Raw genomic sequence first — 25,544 nt, 5'->3', positions numbered from 1 at the left:
GAGGGCTGGGCTCAGGCCCGCGCAATGGCCGATGCCGTGCGCAGTCCGTTGGCGACGAACGTGAGCGTGCCGTTGCAACACGAGGCGCTCACCTGCGTCGGCGCGCCGGCCACCCAGAGGTTCTCGTGGTCGTGCGCGCGGCCCCACTTGTCCACCACGCTGGTGGCGGGATCATTGCCCATGCGGCACCCACCGGCGGGGTGCTCCTGCCCGAGGTCGTTGACGCTGTTCTCCATCTTGAGCACGGTGCCGTTGCCGGCCTTCGCCATGCGGCGGAACAGCGCGGCGACCTGTTCCTCCTGCCACGGACGGAGCGCGGCACTCTCCGGTGCATCGCGGAACGCGAGCGACGGCATCGGGTCGCCGAACCGGTTGGTGTGCGCACTGTCGAGGGTGATGCGGCTGTCGCGGTCGGGGAGCACGTCGTAGTACGCGCGCACGCGGGCGGTGGCTCCCTTCGCGCGCGCACGCCAGTCGTCCAGGAGGGCGTCGCCGAACTGCACCGCGCCCGCGTCGTTCCGCAGGCGCGGCTCGCGCCCCACGTCGGACTCCCAGAGGCGCAGGTCGTGCCGCAGGTATCGCCCCGACTTCGGCACCCGCATGAACTGCTTGGACACCAGCGAATGCTGCGCATTGATCCCCGGGAACAGCTCCAGCGGCAGCGTGACGTAGGCGTTCACGTTGCGATGGCCGGCGAGGTAGCGCCCCACCATGCCGCTGCGGTTCGCGAGTCCGTCGGGATGCGCGGCATCGCGCGAGAGCAGCAGCAGGTGCGGTGACCAGGTGAAGCCTGCGGCCAGCACCACCGTCGTCGCGGTGATCGACACTTTCTCGCCGCCGGCGTCGGTGCGGTTGCCGGTGGCCCGCACGATCGCCCCGGTCTTCGGGTCGGCCACCAGCCGCCGGATCAGCGTCTCGGTGAGCAGCGTGACCTTGTTCGCCGCGACGAGCGCGTCCCAGGTGAAGTCGGGCGAGTACTTCGCGCCGGATGGGCAGACGGGATAGCAGGTGTCACAGCGCTGGCATTGCGCACGCCCGTCACGCGGCACCGAGTTCTTCGCCGACGGCGTGCTCCACGCCGCGATACCCGCCGCCGTGGCCCAGCCCTGCAGTTGCTTCAGGTTGTGGTTCACCGGCAGCGGGGGCAGGGGATAGGGCTTGCCGCGCGGGTCGAGCGCAACCGGTCCCTGTTCACCGCTGACCCCCATCCGCTCCTCGGCCTCCTGGTAGAACGGGTCCAGCTCGTCGTAGGTGAACGGCCAGTCGTCACCCACGCCGTAGAGCGAGCGCAGCGTGAAGTCCTCGGGCGAATAGCGCGGTGCCACGCCGCCCCAGTGCATCGCCAGCCCGCCGACGGTCATGCTCGGCGAGAACCCCCAGGCGGTGCCGAAGGCGTTCTGGTCGTCGAGGTGATCCTGCTTCCACGGGCTCTCGCCGTACGCCATGAACCGTGCACGGGCACGGGCGCGCTCGGCGAACGGCGTCGTGGCGCGTCCCGCCTCCACGACGGTGATCCCCCGCGTGGTCGTCTCGGCGAGCCGCGCGGCCATCAGCGCCGCCGTGATGCCGCTGCCGATGATGAGGATGTCGGCGTCGATGGTCGTCATGCGCGGAGCCCGGTGAGCGGCAGCGGGCGCGCGTTCGCATCGCCGAGGACGCGGCAGGTGCCGGCCTGCACGCGGGCACCGAGCGCGAGATCCCGGGCGTCGGGGCTGGCCGCCCAGTGTGCGAGCAGCGCGGTCGCGACGTGCTGCGCGGCGAGCGGTGCCGGGAGCCGGTCGCCGCGCTCGCCGGCTATCGCGGCCTGCAGCAGCGCGAGGCGGGGCCCCGGCTCGAGGCGTGCGAAGGGACGTTGCAATGACTTGCGGGCGAGCAGGTCGAGGCCGGCGAGCTGTGCCCGCCAGGCCGGCGCGGGATCGGGCGGCAGGTACCGGATGTCGGCATAGCCGTAGCCGTGCATCTCCTCCGCCACCGGCTCGTACCCGTCCACCCACTCGATGAACGCCGACACCGCCGCCGTGCGCCCCTTCGTTCCCAGCTCGGCGGGGAGCACGATCTCGGCGACGGCATCCAGCAGTGGGCGGTCGAAGCCCGTGTCGCGGTCCGCTGTGCCGCTGGCGGGGGCGTTCGCAGGCAGGCGCGTCTGCAGTTCGCATCCTGCTGCCGCGCCGGCGGCGAGCACGCCGGCTGTCTTCAGGAAGGTGCGACGGGTGCGGTTCCGCTCGTCAGTCATGTGTGCCGCTCACGGTGCCAGGGACGGGAAGGGAACTTCGCGGAGCGACGCCGGCATCAGCGCACGCCGGCCTTCGTGACCGGGGCGCGCGGACGGTTCGGCACCTCCGGCCCGTCGCGGCGGGTGGGGTACACTTCGGCGAGCGTGTTCGCATCGTACAACCGGCCATTCTTCATCACGTAGCGCAGCGTGTTCGTGTTGCGCAGGTCGGTGAGCGGATCCTTCGCCAGCACCAGCAGGTCGGCCAGCTTGCCCACCTCGAGCGAGCCAACGTCGCCCTGCAGCCCGATGGCCTGCGCGCCCATGGCCGTCGCCACCCGCAGCGCCTCGTGCGGCGTCATGCCGCCCGTGGCCATTGCCCAGAGTTCCCAGTGATAGCCAAGGCCCTGCAGCTGGCCGTGGCTGCCGATGCCGAGCCGGCCGCCGGCGCGGAGGATGCCGGTGGCGTCGGCCGCGAGCTTCGGGAAGATGTACTCCTCGTCGCGGAACCAGCCGCCCATGGTGCCGCCGCCCGGCATGCTGGCCATGCGGCGGCGCGTCTTGGTGGCGAGCTCCTCGTACGCGGTGAAGGTCTGCAGCTTGGTGTCGGCGTACGGGTTCTCCTTGGTGTAGAACCAGTTCTCGCCCCACGGGCCGCCGTAGTTCACGAGCAGGGTGGGGGTGTAGGTGCGGTTGGACCAGGCCATGAACTGCCGCACGTCCTGCCCCAGTGGCGTGATGCCCATCGAGTGCTCCAGGCCGGGATAGCCGTCGAGGGTCTCGGTGAGGTTCAGCTTCACGTCCAGCGAGCCTTCGGTGGTGGGCATCAGCGACTGCTCGCGCGCCGCCTTGATGATCCACTGGCGCACCTGGCGCACCCCGGCGACGTACATCTTGATCGTCTTGGTGTCGTAGTAGCTGCTGTAGCGTCGCAGCATGTTGCGCGCATGTTCCTGGTCGCGGATCTGGTCCTGGTCGAAGATGCCGGGGCCGGTGGAGTAGATGCGCGGGCCGAGGATCTGTCCCGACTCCACCATGTCCTGATAGGTGAGCACGTCGGTGGTGGCGGTCTGGGGGTCGCGGGTGGTGGTGACCCCGTAGGCCAGGTTCGCGAGGTAGGCCCAGGGCTGCGCCTCGTGGATGGTGCCGCGTTCCGCGCGCAGGTGTGCATGCGTGTCCACGAAGCCCGGCATGATGGTCGCGCCGGCCATGTCCATCGACGTGGCGCCGGTGGGGATCGCCACCGATCCCGCCGCACCGACGGCGGCGATGCGGTTGTCCCGGATGACGATGTCGCCGCGCGCGATCACCTCGTCGCCCTGCATCGTGATCAGGCGCGCGTTGCGCAGCACGAGCGTGCCGCGCGGCAGGTCGCGCGGGGCCTGCAGCAGGATGCGGCGCTCGGCGGGCAGGTATGGCTTCGGACGGAGGCTGTCGGCGACCGTCGTGTCGCGGCGGGCACGCAGCAGCGCGTCCCGTGCGGCCGCGGAATCGAGCTCGTAGACCACGTGGGCGTTGCCGATCGACCAGTGCACGCGACGACCGTCGGCGGACCACGCCGGAAACTGCCCGCCGATGTCAGTGAGCTTGCGCACGGGCACGATGGCCGTGGCCGGGTCAGCGATGCTGACGTTCGCCTGCACGCCACGCGGCGGTACCACGACCGTGTAGAAGTCGCTGTTGATCTGCGCCAGCGCCACGTCGCCGGTGGGCGACATCAGCGTGAGCGTGGCTGGCGGACCGGGCGAGCCCGGCTCCTCCGTCACCCGCGGTGCCTCGAGTTCGGAGAGATCGTGGTCATCGCCGCCCTGGCCCGACGCCGGACCCGTCACGCGCAGGTGTCGCTGCTCGTCGCTGCCATCCCAGCGGATGGAGACCAGCCCGTTCTGCGTGGACGAGAGGTAGATGCGCGACGAGTCGCGGGTGACGAAGTGCGGCCGGCTGCGACCGGCGGCGCGCGCGATCACGGTGGCGGCACTGCCATCGGCGCCGGTGGGGACGGCCGGATACCAGGCCAGGTTCGTGGTGCCTGTCACGCCGGTCTGGTCGCGGCGTCCCTGCGCCCCGGTCTGCGTGACCACGATGCGGGTGCCGTTCGGTGCCCACGCCGGCTGGCGCAAGGTGCCGGTGCCGCGGCTGAGCGCGACCACGCCCGTTGCGCGTGCCGCCGTGATGCCGGCCTTGTACAACCGTCCCCCGTCGTTCGTCCAGGTCACCCACGCCAGCGACCGGCCGTCGGGAGACCACGCCGGATCCGCCTCGATCGCGGAGAGCGTCGAGACCCGGCGCGGGGTGCCGCCCGGCCATTCCATCACGTACAGCCGATCCATGCTGATGAGCGCGAGCATGCGGCCGTCGGGTGAGGGCACGGCATCGCGGATCTGTCGCACGGTGAACTGTGCGCTGTCGGAGATCGGGTAGCGGAACGCCAGCTCGGGACCGGCGTCCACCGTGGCCTGCACGCGGAACGGGATCTCGGTCTGCCCGCTTCCGTCCACCGGCACGCGCCAGATGCGGTTGCCGTAGCTCGCGACCAGTTCCCTCGAGTCGGGCGTGAAGCTCATGCCCGGCAGCGCATCCATCGGTGCACGCGACTCCATCTCGTCACGCTGCGTGGGCCACGCCAGCCACCGCTCGTCACCGGTGGCGAGGTCACGGATGCGCAGCCCCGTCTTCTCCTCGTGCCGCGAGCCGTAGACGAGCCAGCGTCCGTCGCCGCTGAGGGTGGGGCGCACCGCGGAGCCGTAGCGCGACGACATCGGCTCGCGTTCCCCGGTCTCGCGGTTGTAGGCCCACACCTGGTACTGCGGGAATTGCGCGTTGTAGTTCCACGCGCCGGTGCGCTGCGTGTACCAGATCGTGCGGCCATCGGCGCTGAAGGCCGCGCCGGCCTGCTGCACCGCCGTGCCGGGCACCGTCGGCACCGGGTCGGCGTAGAGTGCGACGCCGGCGCCGCCATCCACGTGGTATTGCCAGAGCTTCGGCAACCCGCCGCGGAAGCCGCCCTTGCTGGCCACGATGTACCGGCCGTCGGGCGAGAAGTCGGGGGAGAGGTACACCGACGCCTTACCGCGCGTGACCGCACTCACGGCCATCGTCGCCATGTCGAGCACGTGCACGTTGTCGGCGCCGTCGCGGTCCGAGATGAACACCACCCGCTTCCCGTCGGGGCTGAAGCGGGGCTGCGCGTCGTACGACAGGCCGCTGGTCAGCCGCGTGGCGTCGCCACCCGCGAACGGGATCGTGTAGAGGTCTCCGAGCATGTCGAAGACGATCGTCCGCCCGTCGGGACTGACGTCGAGCGACAGCCAGGTGCCCTCGCGGGTGTCGAGCGCGAACTGGCGCGTGGCGTCGAGCGGCAGTGGGCGCTCGGCAGGACGGCCGCCACGTGGCGGCGCCACTGGTTGGGCCGGAAGCCCCGTGACGAGCGCAACGGCGGCGGCGAGGGCGAACGCGTGGGAACGCAGCGACACGGGTGGCTCCGGTGCAGGGCTGGCCACGGCCCGGATGGGGCCGTGCATCCGCTCAGTCTGCCGCCGTGCGGGGAGCGTGGCAAGCGGCGCAGCCGTGGCCGCGTCGCCCCGCCCACGTCAGCGTCGCGTGACGCTCCCGCCGTCGTTGCGATAGACGATGCCGTTGCGCATCACGAACGTCACGCGCCGCGTGGCCCCGATGTCGGCGACCGGGTCACCATCGGTGGCGATGATGTCGGCGGCGTACCCCACGGCGATACGCCCGATCTCCCGCTCCAGGCGCAGCGACTCGGCGGCCCGGCTGGTGGCCGACACCAGCGCGTCCATGGCCGGCTGCCCTCCGCGCTGCACGCGGCACACCAGTTCCTCGGCATTGCGTCCGTGGGCACCGGCCACGGCGTCGGTGCCGAAGACGAGCCGCAGCGCCGGGAGGCGGCTGGCAGCACCGACACCCGCCTCGGCGAGCGGGATGGCCTGCTCCATCGAGGCGAAGCCGGTGGCGTTGTAGTTGCCGATGCCCTCGAAGCGCGGCTTGTTGTCGAGGTAGTTGCGGAAGACCAGGCCGCACTGCGGATCGAAGAAGGTGCCGTGCTGCACCAGGGTGGCGCGTGTCGAGTCGTCGGTGAAGACGCCATGCTCCACCTGCGTGCAGCCGTTGCGGGCGGCGCGGCGCACCGCCTTGGCGGAATGGGCATGCACCACCGAGCGCAGCCCCTGCGCCGTCGATTCGCCGCAGGCGGCCGCGAGCTGTTCGTCGCTCATGGTGGCGGCGCCGCCATCCCGGATGGATTTCGAGGCGAAGATCTTGATGACGTCGGCGCCGGCCGCCTTGAACCGGCGCACGGCGGCGCGCAGCGAGTCCGGCGTGCCGCCGCCGGTGCGTTCACTCATCGAGCCGAGGCTCGTGAGCACCCGCGGTCCCGGGATGCTGCCGCGGGCGATCGCGTCACGGAGCGCGGCGTTGTCGGCCTCGCCGATGCTCTGCACGGTGGTGAACCCCGCGCGCAGCGTGGCCCAGGCGTTGCCGGCCTGCTGCAGCGCCTGCATGCCCGGGGAATCGCCGTCGTCGTCGGTGTGCAGGCGGTTCGCGGCATTGATGTACCAGCCCAGGTGCACGTGGGTGTCGATCAGGCCGGGCAGGACGGTGCGCTGGCGCAGGTCGATCCCATTGGCTGGGAGCGGACCGCGGGCCGGGTTGATGGCGGCGATGCGACCATCCCGCACGATAATGTCCACGGTATTCAGGACCTGGCCGGTGCCATCGATCACGCGGCCGGCGCGCAGCACCACCGGTGCCGCCGCCGTCTGCGCCGGCAGCGGCGTGAGCGCCAGCAGCGGGAGCAGGAGCGCGCAGGTTGCATGGCGACGGGTGGATGAGAGCATGCGACGGGCCCCGGGTTTGTGTGCTGGCGATGCGTCGCTGCAATGTGCACGGCGGAGCATGTGTGCACCACGCGGCATGCGCGATGGATTCAGCCCGGCTATCTTCTGCGCCGAGACTCAGACCGGGCGCGCTGCTGCCGTCCGGCCCCTTTCCCCGATGGAGATTCCGTGCTGCGTTCGTTCCGTACCCTGTCACACGCCCGCTGGTCGCCTGGCCGCCTGTTGCTCGTCACCGGTGCCACCACCCTGTTGTTCGCCGGCTGCGGTGGGACGGAGGGTCAGGGCGCTCCTGCCGCTGACGCGACCGGCAAGCCTGCGGCGGTGGCGGCGCCGGCGGCGACGCCGACGCGGGTCCCGCGGCCGGACTCGGTGCGGGCGCTCTACGTGAACGCCTGGGCGGCGGGTTCCCGCACGCGGATGGCGGAGCTGATCCGGATTGCCGACGCCACCGAGATCAACACCTTCATCGTGGACATCAAGGAGTCGGACACGTTCCTGACGTACGACTCGACGAAGATCGCGCTGGCGCGCGAGATCGGTGCTGACCAGCGCCCCGCCACCAAGTGGCTCAAGGCGCTGGTGGACACGCTCAATGCCCACCGCATCTACAGCGTGGCGCGGATCGTGGTGTTCAAGGACCGCATGCTGGCCGAGAAGAAGCCCGAGATGGCGATCCGGCACGTGAACGGCGGGCTCTGGCGCGACCGCAAGGGCGGGGCCTGGGTGAACCCGTACGACCGGCGGGTGTGGGACTACAACATCGCGATCGCGAAGGAGTCGCTCGACATGGGCTTCTCCGAGCTGCAGTGGGACTACGTGCGCTTTCCCGACGTGACGTCCACGATGCGCACGACCATGACGTACCCCGGCGCGAACGGCAAGACGCGCCCGGACAACATCCGGGACTTCATCCTGTACTCGAAGCAGGCGCTGGCGTCGTACGGCGTGCCGGTGACGGCCGACGTGTTCGGGCTCGTGACGCACGCCGAGGGGGACGTCGAGATCGGGCAGAACTGGGAGTCGGTGATCGCGGCGGCCGATGCCGTGCTGCCGATGGTCTATCCGTCGCACTATTCCACCGGCCACTACGGCTTCGTGAAGCCGGGTGCGGTGCCGTACCAGCTCGTCCGCGTGTCGCTGACGGACGCCGTGCAGCGCACGGCCTTCCTGCGCGACTCGGCGAAGGTCGCCGTGGGCGAGATCCGGCCCTGGCTGGAGGCGATGAGCATCCGCGGCAACACGTACGGCGCGGCGGCGGTGCGCGCGCAGATCCAGGGCACCTACGATGCGGGACTCAAGAGCTGGGCGCTGTGGAACCCGGGGTCGAAGTTCGAGGAGTTCGAGGGGGCGTTCCGTCCCGCGGCGGGGGGCCTCTCGCCGGTGGAGCGCAGTGGGTGGAAGGCGCCCACGTGGACGCCGCCGCCGGGGCTCCTGAGCAAGGTGATCCAGCAGCGCGTCGCGCGCCTGACCCCGCCCGCCGCGCCGGCCGCCGCGCCGGTCAAGCCGGGGCTCTGATCCCCGCCTGGCAGGATGCTCGACGACGAACAGCAGCGCGCAGCACTGCCAGACAGCGGAACAGCGGAACGAAGAACAGCAAAACGCAAAACAGCGGAACGCGAAGGCGCAAAGGTGTACGACGCCGCGCACGAAGCCTGTCCAGGCCGGCCGCTTCCACGCGTGCGATAGGTATCATACGTGAGAGGAACTGCGTTGGCTGTTGCAGTTCCTGCAAGAGTGCGATGCCCGAGCCGCACCGACGACGGAGTCGCACGAGGCCGTTTTGCGTACTTTGCGTCTTGGCGTCTTGGCGTCTTGGCGTCTTTGCGTCTTTGCGTCTTTGCGTCTTTGCGTTCAGCCGTTCAGCCGTTCAGCCGTTCAGCCGTTCAGCCGTTCAGCCGTTCAGCCGTTCAGCCGTTCAGCCGTTCTGCCGTTCTGCCGTTCTGCCGTTCTGCAGTGAAGCGCGTCTCCGAATGACAACGGGCCGGCCCCTCGAGAGGGACCGGCCCGTGTGCCGTGCCACCGCCGGGAGGACTAGTAGCGGTAGTGATCCGGCTTGAACGGTCCGGCGTTGGTGACGCCGAGGTACGAGGCCTGTTCCGGGGTCAGCTGCGTGAGCTTCACGCCGAGCTTCGGCAGGTGCAGGCGGGCCACCTTCTCGTCGAGGTGCTTCGGCAGCGTGAACACCTTGTTCGGGTACTTCGAGGCGTTCGTGTGGAGGTCGATCTGGGCCAGCACCTGGTTGGTGAAGCTGGCGGACATCACGAACGACGGGTGGCCGGTGGCGCAGCCGAGGTTCATCAGGCGGCCTTCGGCGAGGATCAGGATCGAGCGGCCGTTCGGCAGCACGAACTCGTCGTACTGCGGCTTGATGTTGATGCGACGCATGCCCTCGACCTTCTTCAGGCCGGCCATGTCGATCTCGTTGTCGAAGTGGCCGATGTTGGCGATGATCGCCTTGTCCTTCATGCGGCCCATGTGCTCGACGGTGATCACGTTCTTGTTGCCGGTCGCCGAGATGAAGATGTCGGCGTTCTCGACCACGTCCTCGAGCGTCGTGACCTGGTAGCCTTCCAGCGCCGCCTGCAGCGCGCAGATCGGGTCGATCTCGGTGACCACGACGCGGGCGCCCTGGCCCTTCAGCGCCTGCGCGCAGCCCTTGCCCACGTCGCCGTAGCCCATGACGACGGCGATCTTGCCGGCGAGCATGACGTCGGTGGCGCGGTTCAGGCCGTCGATGATCGAGTGACGGCAGCCGTAGAGGTTGTCGAACTTCGACTTCGTCACGGCGTCGTTCACGTTGATGGCCGGGAAGGCGAGCGTGCCGGCCTTCTCCATCTCGTACAGGCGGTGCACACCCGTCGTCGTCTCCTCGGAGACGCCGCGGATCGCGGCCAGCACCTTCGTCCAGCGGCCCGGGTTCTTCTGCTGCTCGGCGCGCAGCAGGTCCAGGATCACGCCCCACTCTTCCGGCTCGTTGTCGGCATCGAAGCCCGGCACGGCGCCCGCCTTCTCGTACTCGGCACCACGGTGCACCAGCAGCGTGGCGTCGCCGCCGTCATCCAGCAGCAGGTTCGGGCCACCGCCGTCGGGCCACATCAGCGCCTGCTCCGTGCACCACCAGTATTCCTCGAGCGACTCACCCTTCCACGCGTACACCGGCACGCCCTTCGGCTCGGCGACGGTGCCCGTCGGGCCCACGGCCACGGCCGCCGCGGCATGGTCCTGGGTCGAGAAGATGTTGCACGACACCCAGCGCACGTCGGCGCCGAGTTCCACCAGCGTCTCGATCAGCACGGCCGTCTGCACGGTCATGTGCAGGGAGCCCATGATGCGCGCGCCCTTGAGCGGGAACTTGCCGCGGTATTCCTCGCGCAGGGCCATCAGGCCCGGCATCTCCACCTCGGCGAGGCGGAGTTCCTTGCGGCCCCACTCGGCCAGCGACAGGTCGCGGACCGCGTACGGCGGGCGCGCCATCGACATCATGCTCTCGAGCTCGGTCTGTACTGCAGTCGCCATCGGGAATTTCCTCGGAATGAAATCAGGATGCTACCATCGTGAACAGCGCCGGCCCCACGGCCGCCGGATCCGCCGGCAGCGCCACGTGACGGGCGGTGTGAAACCCCGCCTTCGTGAGCCATTCGCGCAGCGAACGCTCGTCGAAGCCCAGCCAGACATGGCCCATCTGCGTGCGGTACTCCTCACGCTCGTGGGCCGCCATGTCCGCGATCACCAGCCGACCACCTGCGCGGAGCACCCGCCGCGCCTCCTGCAGCACCCGGGACGGTTCCGCCACGTGGTGCAACACCAACATCAGGACTGCGACGTCCAGCGATGCGTCACCGAGCGGCAGCGCCTCGAGGCTGCCGGCGGCGACGGTCACGTTCGGCAACCCGGCCAGCCGGGCCCGTGCGGCGTCCAGCATCGCCGGTGACCCGTCCACGGCATGGACATGCCCGACGTGTGGGGCGAGGGACCGGGTCAGCGAGCCGGTCCCGCAGCCCAGGTCGCCCACCACCATGGTCGGCTCGAGCAGCGCCAGGGCTGCGCCGAGGTCGGCCCGCGCCCCGAAGAGGGCGGTGACCCGGGCGTCCCACTCCGCCGCAGCGGACGCGATGAAGGCCTCGCTCCGCGAGCGCCGAGCCGCCACCACCGTCTCCACCCGGGCCGCGTCCTGCCGGGCCCCGGGCGTCTCCTGCACCGGCTCCCGGACCAGCACCCAGAGCGCCCGTGCCTCGTGATCGAGGGCGGGCGACAGCCGGTACCACCGCGTGGCCCCGTCCGCCCGCGACTCCACCCAGGCCTCATCCGACAGGATGCGCAGGTGCCGGCTGACGGTGCTCTGGGGGAGCTGGAGCGCCGTGCACAGCTCCCCGACCGTCAGTTCGTGGGCCTCCAACGCCAGCAGCAGCCGACACCGGGTGGCGTCGGCTAGCTCGGTCAGGCGACCATGGATGGAGAGTTTCGGGGCAGTCATATCCGGTTATCCGGATACATAGATAGCCGCTTCGCGCGCCTTCGTCAAGTTCGTGCATAGCGACCTTTGAACTTCGAACTGCGAACTGCTTTGACGCAAAGGCGCAAAGGGCGGAAAGTCCGCAAAGGGGTCGGTGCGCGCGGCCAGCGTCGCGCGCACGAGTAGCGAAGTGGATCAGGGGAACGGCGGTGGCCGTGGAGGTCCGGTGGGCGGATTCGACGCCCGTCGCGTCGAGTCACGTCGCCGTTGCTGCTGCAGTTCCCCCAAAACAGCGCGCTTCCACTGCGCACCGACGCTGGCGTTCGCGACCGAACTCTTTGCGTCCTTCGCGCCCTTTGCGCCCTTGCGTCAAAGCCGTTCAAGACGTCGCGTGCGACACAGAACTCAGAGGTTGAACCAGTACGACGCTTTGATCAGCAGCGTGTTGTCCGGATGCGACCGGAACAGGTCGCGGTAGTCACGCGCCACGCGGAACTCGCCGTTCGTGTCGTCGCTGGTGCGCCCCTGCTGCCAGACGAAGAACAGCGTGGAGCCTGGGCGGTACTCCCAGCGCAGCACGGCATTCGAGTTGAACTGGCGGAAGTTGAAGCCCTCCGGCGCGGCGCCGTCGCCATAGGCACCGTAGCGAGCCGCGTACTCCTTCGCGCGTGGTGCGATCAGCTCGCGCCAGTCACTGAAGGCCCCGCTGGTGATGAACGGCTGCGCATACACCTGCAGCGACAGCGTCGGGGTGGCGGTCCAGTTGGCGCGCGCCGTGATGCCGATGGTGCGCTGCGCGAGGCGTGCGAAGGTGAAGTGGGTGGTGTCGCTTCGGAACGCGCCGTAGTTGCCGATCCACTGCTGGTCGTCGGTGCGCCGCTCCACGCTCGCGCCCAGCGACATGGAATAGCGGCTGGCCAGGCGCAGCTCGCCGCTCACCGACAGGTTGTTCGACGCCGACTTGCCATCGTCACCGCGCGAGCCGACCCAGGAGAGGCCCGGCGTGAACAGCCGGCGCGGGTCACCGCCGATGGAGGCGACCACCATCCGCTCCGCCGACTGGCGCAACGCCGGTCCGCCCCGGGCGCAGGCCACGCAGCGCGTGCCGCCGATGTCGTAGGTGGTGAGCATCAGGTGCGTCGTCCAGAAATTGCGCAGCTCACCGGTCACCGAGGTCGTCACGCTGGCACCGCTCTGGGTGCCCCCGGTGGTCCAGTGCGTCTCGTTCGAGAGGGTGCCCGAGAGGCGGCGGAAGTAGGTCGTGGGGCGGAGCTGCTGGAGCGTGACCTGGTTCCGCAGGCTCATGTCGTTCACCAGTATGACGAAGCCGATGTCGTTGGCCTCCATCCCGGCGCTCGCGTAGCGCCAGTTGCTCGACCAGCGCAGCATGCCGGCCAGTTTCTGCACCTGTGCCGAGAACACCCCGCCGGTCATGGCGGTGCGGGTGGAGTCGTAGGTGCGCTCGTGGTCGGGGCGCTGCCAGAAGTGCACGCTGCTGCGCTGCGTGAGCGCGATCGCCTCCGGGCTGCCATGCACCCCGACGCTGCCGGTGTACCCGGACAGCTCGTACCGGTCGGCGCCGAAGCGATGGAACCCCTGCAGCAGGAAGACGCTGGCGTCGCTGCGCAGCAGGGGGCGGGTGACGGAGTCGAGCGCCCGGCGGGTGTCGGTGACCATCACCCCCAGCTGCGACCGGCCGCCGCGCATCTCCTGCACGACGCGGGCGGCGAAGTAGTTCGCCTGTGGCTCGATGGTGGTGCCGCTGGCGCCGACCTCGCGCCGCGTGATGGCTTCCGAGATGCCGATCGACACTCCCCGCCCCACGCGGCCGGTCACCTTGGCGGCGCCGAGGATGGTGGTGAAGGCCGGGTCGGCAGTGGAGGCCCGCAACTGCGGTGAGCGCCCGATCCGCCGCGTGTAGAACAGTCCCTCGCACGGCCCGTTGCAGCGGAACAGCGCATTGCCCTCGAGGAAGAAGGGGCGCCGCTCGTCGAACCGCACCTCGAAGGCGCTCAGGTTGAGCAGCGCGGGGTCGGCCTCCACCTGCCCGAAGTCGGGGTTCATCGTCGCGCTGGCGGTGAGCGCCGAGCCGAGGCCGACCTTCAGGTCCGCACCGGCGGTGATGCGCTGCGGGTGGTTCCAACCGGTGCCCGATCGCTCGGTGACGTTCTTCGTCACCGTGTACGGCAGCAGCTCCACGCGGTGACCGCCACCGATGCCGGCGAAGCCCGAGAGTTCCCCGAGCTGCGACACCAGCGTGGCCCGCGAGCCACGATAGACCGGCCACGAGTCACGCTGGTTCAGGCGCGCGATGTCACGCCAGATCCCGAACCCGAAGGTGTGCGTGCCGGCGCTGTTGAAGCGGAGCTGGCTGAACGGCACCCGGAACTCCGCCGTCCAGCCGAGGGAGTCGATCACCGCCTTCACGTCCCAGATGCCATCCCACGACATGTCCTCGACCACGTCGGAGTGCATTGCGGCGTCGCGCTGCACGCCGGCCGGGTTCACCATCAGCTCCACGCCGGTCCGCCGGTCGTGGTAGCTGTCGATCAGGATCTTGATCTGGTCGGAGTTGGTGCGCACGTCCCGCCGTGAGAGCAGGCTCACGATCGAGTCGGGATGCGGGTCGTACGCGCGCACGAAGACGTAGATGTTCTTCTCGTCGTAGATCACGCGCGTGGTGGTGCGGAAGGCCGTCGGGGCGTCCTCGGCGGGGGCGAACTGGCGGAAGCCATCGATCAACGGGGCATCGCGCCAGGCCGCATCGTCGTCACGGCCGTCGAGGACGGGGGCCCGATCGACCCGGATCGCCTGCGCGGACGCTGGAGCCGGGCGCGGATCGCCGGCCTGCGCGGTGGTGACGGGCACCCACACGCACGCCACGAGCAGTGCGAGGAGGAAACGGCAACGAAGGAACACGGCGGGGACGGGCGCGGAGGGAAGGGCACGAGCACGATTCACCGACTACGCGCCGGACGGTGGAGGCGTTGCGCACGTCACCGGGTGACGCCCCCGCCCGGTCGGCAGTGGCGCCGGGTGCCGTGACGCGGCTGATTTGCGGGATGAGCGACGCCCCCGCCACCCCCGCCCGGCAACGGCGCGTTCCGCCGATCCTGATCGTGCTGGTGTGCCAGGGCATCGGCATGGTGCTCTCGACCGCCACCTTCACCGCGGTTGGTCCCGTGTCGCCGCGGGTTGCGACGATCCTGCCAGGCATCGTCGCCGGTGTCTACGCCGCGCTGGTCGGACGAGTGGCGGGGCTGGACCCGTGGTGGATGGTGATCCAGCTCCTGTTCGCGCCGGCGGTGCTGCTGGCGAGCGCGGTCCGGGTGCCGGCCTGGGTCTGGCTGGCGGCGTTCCTGCTGATGGCGGCGGTGTACTGGTCCACCTTCCGCACGCAGGTCCCGTTGTACCTCTCGAGCAGCCGGGTGCGCGCGGCACTCGTGCCACTGCTGCCGACGGGCACCTTCACGTTCATGGATGTGGGCTCCGGCGTGGGCGGCGTGCTGCTGGACCTCGGCGCCGCGCGCCCAGACGGGCAGTACCACGGCATCGAGTCGGCGCCCGTACCGTGGCTGGTGAGCTGGCTGCGCATCGCCGCCGGCCGGCATCGCAACTGTCACGCGCACTGGGGCAGTTTCTGGGACTGCGACCTGTCGCGCTACGACGTCGTGTTCGCCTACCTGTCGCCGGTGCCGATGGCCGCACTCTGGGCCAAGGTGGAGGCGGAGATGCGGCCGGGGAGCACGTTCATCTCCAACACCTTCGCCGTCGACGCGCGGCCGGCCGACCGCACGGTGCAGGTGGACGACCTGCACCGTTCCACCTTGCACGTCTGGACGAAGCGCTGACCTCCGGACGGCAGCTGCATGGCTTGACGGATGGGTGACTCCGCGGCTTGTCTTGTGGCCGTGTTCGCCGCTGCCCCCCACCTGCCTGGAGCTGCCCCATGACGATCGAGCCCGCGACCGCCGCCCCGCTCGCGCTGCTGTACCCCGAGCTGGGGGCCGAGATGACCCTCACGCGCAGCATGCTCGCCCTGGTGCCGTGGGAACGCGCCGACTGGAAGCCGCACCCGAAGTCGATGACGCTGGGCTCCCTCGCATCGCACGTGGCGCAGCTCCCGGACTTCCTCACCGCCATGGCCGCCACTGACGTGGTGCAGTTCGATCCCGCGGACTTCGCCCCGCCGCCGATCGCGAACACGCTCGAACTGCTGGCCGTCTTCGATGCCGCGCTGGCGAAACTGCATACGGCGCTGGCGGGGATGGACTGGGCGCGGCTCGATGGGTCGTGGAAGATGATGATGGGGGAGTACACGATCCTCGACAACCGGCGCGCCTACCTGCTCCGTCACATGGGCATCAACCACATCGTGCACCATCGGGCGCAGCTTGGCGTGTACCTGCGCCTGCTGGATGTCGCGATCCCGGGGTCGTACGGCCCGTCGGCCGACACGACGATGTGAGCACCGCGCTGCGCCGGCGTGGTCAGCGCGGGCGTGCAGCGAATGCGGCGCCGGGGGCGGCCTTCCGCACCGCCGTCACGACCATGCCCGGGCTCAGCACCGCCGGCAGGAGCGTCGCGGCGCCGCCACCGGCGGGATAGAGCACGTAGAGCGGCACGCCGCTGCGGCCGAAGCCGGCCAGCACCTCGGTGATCGCGGAGTCGCGCGACGTCCAGTCGGCGCGCAGCAGCGCGACGTTGGCGTCGCGGAAGGCACGCTCTACGGCGTCGGTGCGCAGTGCCACGCGTTCGTTCACCTGGCACGACAGGCACCACGCCGCCGTGAAGTCGATGAACACGGGCCGGCCCTCGGCGCGCAGCGCGGCCACGCGCTCCGCCGACCACGGCTCCCACCCAGCCACCGGTGTGCTGCCGGCGGCCACCGCCGGCCGCGTCATCCGCGTGCCACCGATCGCGGTGAGTGCAATCGCCGCCAGCATCACGGCGGCCGCCACCATCCTGACGGGCGCCCGGTCGGCGCGCACACCGCGCGCCCACAGCCATGCGCCGAGCGCCAGCACGATCATGGCCAGCAGCACGAGCGCGAGCGCGTCGATGCCAGCCTGCTGCCCGAACACCCAGAGCAGCCACACCGCCGTGGCGTAGAGCGGGAATGCGAAGAGCTGCTTGAGCGTCTCGAGCCACGGGCCGGGGCGGGGCAGGAACCGCAGCAGCGACGGGACCGAGGCAAGCACCACGAACGGCAGCGCGAGACCGAGGCCGAGTGCCGTGAAGACGAGGAGCCCGAGCAGCGCCGGCTGCACGAGCGCGTAGCCAAGTGCCGCGCCCATGAACGGCGCGGTGCACGGGGCGGCCACGAGCACGGCGAGGCCGCCGGTGAGCAGCGAGTCCGCGTAGCTGCGGCCTGCGCCCATGCCGCCAAGGCGGGTGAGCGACAGCCCGATCTCGAAGACACCGCTGAGGTTGAGCGCGAGTGCGAACATCAGGAGCGCCAGCAACCCGACCACTGGTGGACTCTGGAGCTGGAAGCCCCACCCCAGTTGTTCCCCGCCGGCTCGCAGTGCCATCAGGAGGCCGGCCAGGATCCAGAACGACAGCAGCACGCCCGCCCCGAACACCAATCCGTGCCGGCGCGCGCGGGACACCTGCGCCGTGCCGCCGTGCTCCAGCAGCGCCAGCACCTTCACCGTGAGCACCGGGAAGACACAGGGCATGAGGTTCAACAGCAGGCCCCCGATGAACGCGAACAGGATGGCTGCCGCCAGCGACATGTCGGCGCCCGGGGCCGCGTCGGTCGCGCCACCCTCCGCCGTGCCGGTGGCGACGGCAATCGCACCGGGAGCACCGAGCCCTCCGACGTCGCGGCCCGCGGCGTCGAGCAGCGCGGCGGCGCGCGCGCGGCGCTGCGCGGACGGATCCTGCACTGCGGTGCGGAAGGCCCACGACGTCGGCGTGCGCGCGTCACGATCTGCGGTCACCACGCCATGCAGCGCCGCCACGGCGCCCGTGGCACCGGCGGCACGCGTGAGGGCGATCACGAGTGTGTCACCGGCGCGCGCCACGCGTTCAGGCGCCGGGTGCTCCACCACGCCTGCCGAATCGACGAACAGGAATGGCGCCGACAGAGCTGCCGCCGCGGCGCTGTCGGGAATGAACATCACGGTGTAGCCGGTCGCCGTGCGCCAGGCGCTGGACTGCCAGCGCTCGCTGGTGCGCGGCACCTGCGCGCGGGTGGCGGCGATGGCTGCCGTGTGCGGCGTGCTCGCTGTGGACGCGGCGGAGCTGGTGGCAACGGCGAGCGCCAGCGGACCCGACGCCGGCAGGCAGACCTCGGCACAGGCCAGCCAGCGTGCGGTGCCGGCGAGCTGCAGCGTGGTGCCGGGCGCCACCGCGTCGGACACCTGCAGCTCGCTGAGCACGAGCACTTCCCGCTCGTAGCCGTAGCTCATGAGCGGTGGCTGCGGTGCCAGGCGCGGAGTGGGGAACTGCAGCGGTCCCGCCGTCACCCCCGGCGGCAGCGTCCACTGCACCGTCAGCGGCAGGCCCGCGTCGCCGGGGTTGATCCAGTAAGTGTGCCACCCCGGGTCGAGCGTGAGGCGTACCGCGACGGTCAGGCGCTGCCCCGGGACCACCGTGGCCGACTCGGCCACCAGCACGACATCGCTGTGGGGGCTTGGATCGCGGACTGCTGTGCCCTGCGCTCCTGTGCGGCCGGCGGCGACAGCCAGCGCGCTGCCCGCGAACGCGGCGGCACGCAGGGTCCGTCGCAGCGAGCCGTCGCCACGTCGCGCCGTGCAATGGCGGGTGGGGCGGTCAGGAAGCGTGACGACAGGCATGCGGGACTGGTGATGGTGGCCGGGGCGAGGCACGCCCCGCACTGAACCATAACGCCTCGGTCCAATCCGGCCGGCTTCGGGGCACGTGACTGAGAACGATGCCGGCGGACTGAGCGTATCTCATGGATACACCGGCGTCCCTCCCTGAGCGCCCGGTGTGCCACGTCGAAACGCGCCCATGACCCCTGCCTGGCTGTTCCCGGTCGTTACCACAGTCGCTGCCCTCACCGGCGGCCTGCACCCGGCAGGCGCGACGCGCTGGGGCGAGGCGGGGCACCGGATCACGGCGCAGGCGGCCATTGGCGCCGTACCAGCTGACATGCCCGCCTTCTTCCGCGCCGCGGGGCCGCAGCTCACGTACCTGAACCCCGAACCGGATCGCTGGCGCAACCGGGTGGAGGCAGCCCGCGATGGTGCGCTCGAGGGGGCGACGGCACCGGACCACTTCATCGACCTGGAGATGATCCCGGCGCGTTCGCGGACCGGTGCCCTGCTGGCGAAGGACCGGTTCGCGTACGCCGACAGCCTGCGCGCGCACGGCGTGAATCCCGCGACGGTGGGGGTGCTGCCGTTCGCGATCGTGGAACTGACCCAGCGCCTGCGGCTCGGATTCCGTGCCTGGCGCGTGGCGCCGAATGCGCAGGTCCGCGAGTGGATCGAGGCGCGCATCCTGAACGACGCCGGCATCCTGGGGCATTACGTCGCCGACGGCTCGAATCCGGCCCACACGACCATCCACTACAACGGGTGGGTGGGTGACAACCCGGGCGGCTTCGCCACCGACACGCGCTTCCACGGCCGCTTCGAGTCGGCGTACGTGCAGGCGCGCATCCGACTCGACGACGTGCGACCGCTCGTGGACGTCGAGCCGAAGGTGTACGGCAACCTGCGCCAGGGTGTGGTGGACTACCTGCTCACCACCAACGCCAACGTCATTCGGCTCTACCAGCTCGACCGGGACCACCCGTTCAACGCCGAGACGACCGCGATGGAGAATCACGAATTCACGCGGACGCGACTGGCCGCCGGCGCACAGATGCTGCGTGACCTCTGGTGGACCGCGTGGGTGACGAGCGGGCAGGACGGCATCGACACGCGCCCCGATCGCTGAGCGCTCGCCGTACGCAGGAGCGCATTCCGCCGACCCCGGCCTGCGTTGCGGGTCCGATGACGAGGTCCCGGGGCCACCGGCATTGGCTGCTGGGCAGGATGTCTCTCGCGGCCTGACCGACCGGCTGATCAACGCTGCGTTCGGGGCCGCTGCTCCGGTTCATCACGTGATCCGTGCGCGTTGCTTGCGTGTTCACCGCAAGTGGAGAGCGCCGCATGGCCACGGCAATACCGATCCGGCACCCGTCACGAGGCTCCTGGCGCGAAACGTTGCGCCTGCTGCTGCCGCTGCTGGCGGCGATCGCCCTCGTGGTGGTCGCGGTCGGCGTGGTCACGACGCGCACCGCGCGGGCCTGGTTCGAGTCGGAGCTGCAGTCACGCGCCGAGCTCGCCTCGGGGAGCGTGCGCATCCCGGTGCTCACCGCCTACGCCGCCGGCGACCAGCGCCGGTTGCGCATGCTGCTGCAGGACATCGTGCGCAACGATGCCGTGGTGGCGGCAGCGCTCTGCCGCACCGACGCCACCATCGTGGTGAAGACGGCGCTGTTCCCGGCCGAGCCGGCGTGGTGTGATCGTGCCACGCTGCAGGTGACGCGCTGGCGCGGCGACGAGGGCGGCACGCAGGGGGGCGTGGTGACCAGCGGTGGCCCCGCACGCCGCACGCACGTGAGTGTCACGACCTTCACGGCCGACCTCACGCCGCCGGTGCGGCTGGTGCTGCTGCAGGACTTCACGCCGGCGCTCCAGCGCGAGGCGCTGGTGCAGCGCTGGGCCACGCTGGTGTTCGGGATGCTGGCGATCGCGTCGTCGCTGCTCACGCTGCTCTCCTCGCGCCTCACGCGCGGTGGCCTCATGCGCCGGCTCACGCACGCGCTCGGCGGGGCGGGCACGCCGTGGAAGCACGGCGAGTCGCCGTTGCTCGACGATGTCCGTGCGCTGGCCCAGCGCACCACGGCCGCGGCGGTGGAGGAGGATCGCGACGGGCGCTGGAACCGCACGCGCCTCCGCGTGGTGCTCAACGAGCACGTGCGCGAGGACAGCCTCGTGATCGTGGCCAACCGCGAGCCGTACATCCACGACAGTGTGCCGGGCGGCGACGTGATCGTCCGGCACCCCGCCAGCGGGCTGGTGACGGCGCTGGAGCCAGTGATGCGCGCCTGCTCCGGCGTCTGGATCGCGCACGGCAGCGGCACGGCGGACCGGCAGTCGTCGGATGCCAACGGCCGGCTGATGGTGCCGCCGGGCGAGGAGAGCTACCGGCTGCGTCGCGTCTGGATGACGGAGGAAGAGGAGCGCGGCTACTACTACGGCTTCGCCAACGAAGGGCTCTGGCCCGTGTGCCACCAGACGCACGCGCGCCCGATCTTCCGCAAGCGCGACTGGGAGCACTACAACACGATCAACGCGCGGTTCGCCGACACCGTGGTGCAGGAGGTGGCGGAGGACGATCCCATCGTGCTGGTGCAGGACTACCACTTCGCGCTGGCGCCGCGGATGATCCGCGAGCGGCTGCCGCGCGCGACGATCATCACCTTCTGGCACATCCCGTGGCCGAACCCGGAGCGGTTCAGCATCTGTCCCTGGCGCGAGGAACTGATCGACGGGCTGCTGGGATCGAGCATCGTCGGCTTCCACACGCCGGCGCACTGCAACCAGTTCCTGGAGACGGTGGACACGGCACTCGAGGCCCGCATCGACCGGGCCGACAACGCCGTGATCCGGCAGGGTGCGACGACCCTGGTGCGCCCCTATCCGATCTCGGTGGAGTGGCCGCTGCGCTGGACCGAGCAGGTGCCGCCGGCTGCCGTCTCGCGGCGCGAGGTGCTCTCGGAACTCGGCCTGCCGGATGACACCGTGCTCGCCGTCGGCGTGGACCGGCTGGACTACACCAAGGGGATCGAGGAACGGATCGAGGCGGTGGAGCGGCTGCTGGAGCGGCGGCCGTCACTGCTCGGGCGGTTCGTCTTCGTGCAGCTCGCCGCACCGAGCCGGACCGAGATTCCGCAGTATCAGCAGCTGCGCGAGGCGGTGGAGGCCGGCGTGGAACGGATCAACCGCCGCTTCGGCAGCACCGGCTACCTGCCGGTGATCCTGCTGCGCGCGCACCACGAGCCGGAGCGCGTCTTCCGATTCTACCGCGCTGCCGATATGTGTTACGTGAGCAGCCTGCACGACGGGATGAACCTGGTGAGCAAGGAGTTCGTGGCGGCGCGGGACGACGAGCAGGGGGTGCTGATCCTGAGCAAGTTCGCCGGTGCGGCGCACGAGCTGCCCGATGCACTCATCGTCAACCCCTACGACCTGGAGGAGGCGAGCGCGGCGATGGAACGGGCGGCGTGCATGCCGAAGGCGGAGCAGGCGGAGCGGATGCGGGCGATGCGGGCGGTGGTGGCGGAGCACAACGTGTACCGGTGGGCGGGCCGCATGCTGCTGGATGCCGCGCAGTTGCGCATGCGGGCGCGTCGCACCTTCACCCTGGCGGAGTTTTCGATGCACGTGGGGCGCTGAGTGTCACGCAATGTCCTGGCCGGCCGCAACGTCGAGCTGCTGCGCGAGTGCTGTGGGGCCGGATCGCTGCTCGCCTTCGACTTCGACGGCACGCTCGCGCCGCTGGGCCCGGATGCCCACGGGACGCGGATGCGCACCGAGACGGCGGAACTGCTGCGCGCCCTGGCGCACGCGGCGCCGGTGGCCGTGATCACGGGCCGTTCCGTGGCCGACGCCACCGGCAGGCTGGAGGGGATCCCGATGCTGGCCGTGATCGGCAACCACGGTGCGGAACCCTCACGCTTCGCCGCGCGGGCGGCGCGTGAGGTGGCGGGCTGGCTGCCGCTGCTGGAGGCCGCGCTGGCCACCTGTCCGGGGGCGGTGATCGAGAACAAGGGGCAGTCGGTGTCGGTGCACTACTGGCACGCCGAGTCGCCCCCAGCCGTGCTGCAGGCCGTCGAGGCGGTGGTGCCGGCGCTGCCGCACCGCGTGACGGTCGTGCACGGCACCTGCCTCGTGAACCTGGTGCCGCGCGGCGCCCCGGACAAAGGCGATGCGCTGGCCCGGTTGATCACGGCCAACGGCTTGCCGGGCGCCGTGTTCGCGGGCGACGAGCTGACCGACGAGCCGGCCTTCCGCTGTGCGCAGTCGTCTCCGGCCGGCATGGGCGTGCGGGTGGGACGCCTGAAGTCGTCCGCCGCCGCCTTCCATGTGGATACGCAACTGGACGTGGACGCGCTGCTCACCGAGATGCTGGTGGGGTGCAGCCGTCAGGCGCGATCGCGCAATGCCGGACTCGCGGCGGCCACGTCCGCCAGCGGCAGCCTCGCCGCCGACTGAGTGCGGCCCGGCGCGCGCAGCCGCCGGAACTCCCGCCCGGCGGATCGCAGCAGCCCGCCGCCGATCGCGCGGAGCGGCGATTGCACCGTGAACGCCGCGGCGATGGCGTAGAGTGTGCGCAGCGACACCCGTGGCTCGGCGCTGATGGCGTAGATGGGCTCCCACGCATGCGGCCGGAACTTGGACTTGAATCGCTCCAGCCCCGCAAAGTTGTAGAAGCGCCGTCCATGCACGCGCACCAGCGACAGCAGCGTGGCCAGCCAGGCCGGATTCTGCGCCGCGGTGTCCGCGCGCCCATCACGCAGCGGGACGAGGCCCATGGTGACGTAGCGTGCGCCGTCGGCGGCGACGGCGCGCATCATGGCATCGAGCAGCACCTCGATCGTCCCGTTGGGTGCCCCTGACGCGCGCACGAACTGCTCCACCAGCCACCCTGCCCGCGCCGGCACCGGCGAGGCGTTGATGAAGCCCACGACCTGCGTGCCGCGCTCGGCAACGAAGATCCGCCGGCCCGTGAGGTCATGCAGCGTGTGTGGCTCCACCAGGAAGTGTAGCGTGGGCAAGCCGCGCGTCCCGAGCCATTCACGCAGGCAGGCGTGCAGGCGCGCATCGGCGGAGGCACGCGCGGGAGACCACTCGTGCACCACGACACCCTTGTTGCGGGCGCGGTTGAGCTGTCGCCGCACCGGGGCGGGGAGCGCCGGCGGCAACGGCCAGCGCGCGGGATCCCACACCGGCTGCGCGCCGAGCACGATGGTGGCGTGGTCCGCGCGGTGATGCAGCGCGTGGAACAGCCGACCCATGGCGCCGAAGTAGCAGGTGCGGCAGCCGATGGAGCGCACCCAGGCCTGCCACTCGGCCAGCACGGCGTCGAGCCGCTCGCCAGCGCAGATGGGGGCACCGGCCACGACGCACACCCCGTGCGTGCGGACGTAGCCGATCACGGCGTCGCCCGCTGCGGCGAACCAGTGGCACATCCCGTCGTTCACCACCTGGTATGCCATCGAGTTCCACCCGAAGCGCAGCGCCAGCGCGCGGGCGCGCGGCACGTCCCGGTCGGGTGACGGCGACGATGGGTGAGGCATCACAGGCGTGGGAGGATGGGAAGCCGGTGCGGGTGCGTGGGGTGACGCCTCAAGATATCCACCTGCCGCCGGCCGCCGGCGCGGCACCGCCCTATCTTCCGGCATGCAACGGCAACGGATCGTGGTGCTTGGTGCGGGATACGTGGGGCGCGCCGTCGCAGCGTCGGCGGCGCAGGCGGGGCACGAGGTCTGGGCCGTCCGGCGCGCGGCGGTGACGGAGGCTGGGGGAGGGGTGCAGTGGTGCCGTGGTGACGTCACGACAGGCCACATCGAGGGATTGCCGGCCGCGCTCGATGTGGTGGTGCTCACGATCGCCCCCGGCGCCAGCGGGAACTACGACACGGTATACCCTCCCGCCGCAGCGGCAGCGCTGGTTCTCGCGCGCGCGACCGGTGCGGCACGAGTGGTCTACACGTCGAGCACGGGCGTGTATGGTGGCCGCGACGGTGTGTGGGTGGCGGAAGCCAGCCCGCGGCGTGGCGCCGGCGCCGGCAACGATGCGTTGCGGCGTGCGGAGGATGTGCTGCTGGAATCCGGCTTCCCGATGCATGTGCTGCGCGTGGCGGGGATCTATGGACCAGGCCGTGATCCGCGCAGCCGGTTCCGGGATGCGCAGGCGCTTGCCCAACGCGGTGAGTACTGGGTGAATCTCGCCCACCGGGATGACATCGTGGCGGCGGTGCGTCACGTGTCCGGTGGTGCGGCAGCACAGCGCATCCTGAACGTGAGCGACGGCACGCCCGCGCAGGCGGCCGAGATCTGCCGCTGGCTGGCCCGCGCTGACGGGCTGGATGGCGCGGCACTGCACTTCACGAACGATGCCACACCGGCGCGGAACGACCAGCGGGTGTCGAACGCCGCGCTGGTGAGCACCGGGTGGCGCGCGTCGTACCCGTCGTTCCGCGAGGGCTTTTCGACCGGCTGCTGATGCTGCGCCGCGGCGTGTCCCGCCGGACCATCGGCGGGACACGACCTCACCGTTTCAGCGCTTCGACTTCGTCGCGCCCTTCTTCGCGGCTGGACGCGACGGCGCCCTGGCCGCGACGGTCTCCTCCTCGTCCTCCCCGGCGTCCGCGTCCTCCTCCATGCCGGGTGCGGCGGAATTCACGTCGTCCTCGGCGATGCTGCTGAGCAGCGCATCGGCCGCCTTCTCCTCCTCGAGCGTCTGTTCGAGCAGCTCGGCGATCTCGGTGTGGCCCATCACGTTCGCGAAGGCGATGGTGCTGCCGTAGGCCGCCATCTCGTAGTGCTCCACGCGCTGCGCTGCGGCGATGATGCCGGCATCCTTCACCAGCTCGTCACCCTCCTCCACCAGCATTTCCGTGCCCTCGACGAGCAGCCCTTCCATGCCCTTGCACTTCTTGCCGCGCGCGGTGGCGCCGAGCATCTCGAAGACCTGCTCGAGCCGGGCGACATGGCCCTGCGTCTGCTCGAGGTGGTCCTCGAACGCCTTCCGCAGGCTGGGAGTCGTGGCGCCCTTCGCCATCTTCGGGAGCGCCTTCACCAGCTGCGTCTCCGCGCTGTAGAGATCCTGCAGTTCGTTGATCATCAGGTCGTGCATGGTCGCCAGTGCCATCGTCGACTACCTCCGTGGTGCACCCTGCGGGGTGCGTGTGACGCGGCGAGCTGACAGGAGGTGTCAGCCCGCGACCGCAGGCGGATGGACGGCCGCCGTGCGGGTCGAGCACCGAGGCCACG

Annotated in this window: 17 protein-coding genes; 7 read left to right on the top strand and 10 right to left on the bottom strand. The window is 70.7% G+C overall.

The features are described from left to right. Nucleotides 1-11 precede the first annotated feature (11 nt). The 4 genes from IT355_02560 to IT355_02545 form a co-directional block, all read right to left on the bottom strand. The gene (locus tag IT355_02560) at nucleotides 12-1,607 is read right to left on the bottom strand and encodes a GMC family oxidoreductase (GenBank protein MCC7052121.1); all 1,596 of its coding nucleotides are present in this window, start codon (nucleotides 1,605-1,607) and stop codon (nucleotides 12-14) included. Then, on the bottom strand, nucleotides 1,604-2,233 hold the full coding sequence (locus IT355_02555; protein ID MCC7052120.1) for a gluconate 2-dehydrogenase subunit 3 family protein: 630 nt from the start codon (nucleotides 2,231-2,233) through the stop codon (nucleotides 1,604-1,606). The genes IT355_02560 and IT355_02555 overlap by 4 nt, the downstream gene beginning before the upstream one ends. Before the next feature lie 56 nt (nucleotides 2,234-2,289). Next, nucleotides 2,290-5,733, bottom strand: a complete 3,444-nt coding sequence (locus tag IT355_02550) for a PD40 domain-containing protein (GenBank protein ID MCC7052119.1) — start codon at nucleotides 5,731-5,733, stop codon at nucleotides 2,290-2,292. A gap of 69 nt (nucleotides 5,734-5,802) precedes the next feature. Beyond that, nucleotides 5,803-7,068, bottom strand: coding sequence for an amidohydrolase family protein (locus tag IT355_02545; protein MCC7052118.1), 1,266 nt, complete (start codon nucleotides 7,066-7,068; stop codon nucleotides 5,803-5,805). Nucleotides 7,069-7,236: 168 nt separating this feature from the next. On the opposite strand from IT355_02545, the gene IT355_02540 reads away from it, so the two are divergent. After that, nucleotides 7,237-8,583 carry a hypothetical protein gene (locus IT355_02540; protein MCC7052117.1) on the top strand — a complete coding sequence of 449 codons (1,347 nt, stop codon included), beginning with the start codon at nucleotides 7,237-7,239 and terminating at the stop codon, nucleotides 8,581-8,583. A 516-nt stretch (nucleotides 8,584-9,099) separates the two neighbouring features. Here the strand turns inward: IT355_02540 and IT355_02535 are convergent. The 3 genes from IT355_02535 to IT355_02525 all read right to left on the bottom strand — a co-directional run bounded on the left by IT355_02535 (nucleotide 9,100) and on the right by IT355_02525 (nucleotide 14,440). Continuing rightward, a complete protein-coding gene (locus IT355_02535; GenBank protein ID MCC7052116.1) occupies nucleotides 9,100-10,551 on the bottom strand; it encodes an adenosylhomocysteinase in 1,452 nt (483 codons plus the stop codon). Nucleotides 10,552-10,606: 55 nt separating this feature from the next. Further along, a complete protein-coding gene (locus IT355_02530) occupies nucleotides 10,607-11,542 on the bottom strand; it encodes a metalloregulator ArsR/SmtB family transcription factor (protein ID MCC7052115.1) in 936 nt (311 codons plus the stop codon). Nucleotides 11,543-11,926: 384 nt separating this feature from the next. Further along, nucleotides 11,927-14,440, bottom strand: coding sequence for a carbohydrate binding family 9 domain-containing protein (locus IT355_02525; GenBank protein MCC7052114.1), 2,514 nt, complete (start codon nucleotides 14,438-14,440; stop codon nucleotides 11,927-11,929). Between the two features lie 143 nt (nucleotides 14,441-14,583). On the opposite strand from IT355_02525, the gene IT355_02520 reads away from it, so the two are divergent. Further along, complete coding sequence (locus IT355_02520) at nucleotides 14,584-15,372, top strand: class I SAM-dependent methyltransferase (GenBank protein MCC7052113.1); 789 nt, start codon at nucleotides 14,584-14,586, stop codon at nucleotides 15,370-15,372. 98 nt (nucleotides 15,373-15,470) lie between these two features. Continuing rightward, entirely contained in the window at nucleotides 15,471-15,989 is a 519-nt protein-coding gene (locus tag IT355_02515) for a hypothetical protein (protein ID MCC7052112.1), read from the top strand. 22 nt (nucleotides 15,990-16,011) lie between these two features. Here the strand turns inward: IT355_02515 and IT355_02510 are convergent, their stop codons facing one another. After that, nucleotides 16,012-18,324, bottom strand: a complete 2,313-nt coding sequence (locus tag IT355_02510) for a thioredoxin family protein (GenBank protein ID MCC7052111.1) — start codon at nucleotides 18,322-18,324, stop codon at nucleotides 16,012-16,014. A gap of 178 nt (nucleotides 18,325-18,502) precedes the next feature. Between IT355_02510 and IT355_02505 the strand changes: the two genes are divergently transcribed. From IT355_02505 to otsB, 3 genes are all read left to right on the top strand, one after another. Further along, nucleotides 18,503-19,435, top strand: coding sequence for a hypothetical protein (locus tag IT355_02505; GenBank protein ID MCC7052110.1), 933 nt, complete (start codon nucleotides 18,503-18,505; stop codon nucleotides 19,433-19,435). A 215-nt stretch (nucleotides 19,436-19,650) separates the two neighbouring features. Further along, nucleotides 19,651-21,942 carry a trehalose-6-phosphate synthase gene (locus IT355_02500; GenBank protein MCC7052109.1) on the top strand — a complete coding sequence of 764 codons (2,292 nt, stop codon included), beginning with the start codon at nucleotides 19,651-19,653 and terminating at the stop codon, nucleotides 21,940-21,942. Beyond that, a complete protein-coding gene (otsB, locus tag IT355_02495; GenBank protein ID MCC7052108.1) occupies nucleotides 21,943-22,761 on the top strand; it encodes a trehalose-phosphatase in 819 nt (272 codons plus the stop codon). It begins immediately after the preceding gene. Here otsB and IT355_02490 read toward each other — a convergent pair. Next, nucleotides 22,692-23,846, bottom strand: coding sequence for a DUF2156 domain-containing protein (locus IT355_02490; protein MCC7052107.1), 1,155 nt, complete (start codon nucleotides 23,844-23,846; stop codon nucleotides 22,692-22,694). The two genes, otsB and IT355_02490, sit on opposite strands and share 70 nt — an antisense overlap. Before the next feature lie 103 nt (nucleotides 23,847-23,949). Here IT355_02490 and IT355_02485 point away from each other — a divergent pair, with 103 nt between their 5' ends. Further along, entirely contained in the window at nucleotides 23,950-24,774 is an 825-nt protein-coding gene (locus IT355_02485) for an NAD-dependent epimerase/dehydratase family protein (GenBank protein MCC7052106.1), read from the top strand. 54 nt (nucleotides 24,775-24,828) lie between these two features. On the opposite strand, the gene IT355_02480 is transcribed toward IT355_02485, so the two are convergent. After that, on the bottom strand, nucleotides 24,829-25,422 hold the full coding sequence (locus IT355_02480; protein MCC7052105.1) for a ferritin-like domain-containing protein: 594 nt from the start codon (nucleotides 25,420-25,422) through the stop codon (nucleotides 24,829-24,831). Between the last annotated feature and the right edge of the window lie 122 nt (nucleotides 25,423-25,544).

It is taken from the genome of Gemmatimonadaceae bacterium (assembly GCA_020851035.1).
Lineage (GTDB): Bacteria > Gemmatimonadota > Gemmatimonadetes > Gemmatimonadales > Gemmatimonadaceae > JACMLX01.
Note: the sequence above shows the minus strand (reverse complement) of the source record. Positions and strands in the feature narration are given on the sequence as shown.

Excerpts from the sequence above, each read along its gene's own strand:
- IT355_02560 (MCC7052121.1), bottom strand. The coding sequence starts at position 1,607 with ATGACGACCATCGACGCCGACATCCTCATCATCGGCAGCGGCATCACG.
- IT355_02555 (MCC7052120.1), bottom strand. The coding sequence starts at position 2,233 with ATGACTGACGAGCGGAACCGCACCCGTCGCACCTTCCTGAAGACAGCC.
- IT355_02550 (MCC7052119.1), bottom strand. The coding sequence starts at position 5,733 with ATGCACGGCCCCATCCGGGCCGTGGCCAGCCCTGCACCGGAGCCACCC.
- IT355_02545 (MCC7052118.1), bottom strand. The coding sequence starts at position 7,068 with ATGCTCTCATCCACCCGTCGCCATGCAACCTGCGCGCTCCTGCTCCCG.
- IT355_02535 (MCC7052116.1), bottom strand. The coding sequence starts at position 10,551 with ATGATGTCGATGGCGCGCCCGCCGTACGCGGTCCGCGACCTGTCGCTG.
- IT355_02530 (MCC7052115.1), bottom strand. The coding sequence starts at position 11,542 with ATGACTGCCCCGAAACTCTCCATCCATGGTCGCCTGACCGAGCTAGCC.
- IT355_02520 (MCC7052113.1), top strand. The coding sequence starts at position 14,584 with ATGAGCGACGCCCCCGCCACCCCCGCCCGGCAACGGCGCGTTCCGCCG.
- IT355_02515 (MCC7052112.1), top strand. The coding sequence starts at position 15,471 with ATGACGATCGAGCCCGCGACCGCCGCCCCGCTCGCGCTGCTGTACCCC.
- IT355_02510 (MCC7052111.1), bottom strand. The coding sequence starts at position 18,324 with ATGCCTGTCGTCACGCTTCCTGACCGCCCCACCCGCCATTGCACGGCG.
- IT355_02505 (MCC7052110.1), top strand. The coding sequence starts at position 18,503 with ATGACCCCTGCCTGGCTGTTCCCGGTCGTTACCACAGTCGCTGCCCTC.
- IT355_02500 (MCC7052109.1), top strand. The coding sequence starts at position 19,651 with ATGGCCACGGCAATACCGATCCGGCACCCGTCACGAGGCTCCTGGCGC.
- IT355_02490 (MCC7052107.1), bottom strand. The coding sequence starts at position 23,846 with ATGCCTCACCCATCGTCGCCGTCACCCGACCGGGACGTGCCGCGCGCC.
- IT355_02485 (MCC7052106.1), top strand. The coding sequence starts at position 23,950 with ATGCAACGGCAACGGATCGTGGTGCTTGGTGCGGGATACGTGGGGCGC.
- IT355_02480 (MCC7052105.1), bottom strand. The coding sequence starts at position 25,422 with ATGGCACTGGCGACCATGCACGACCTGATGATCAACGAACTGCAGGAT.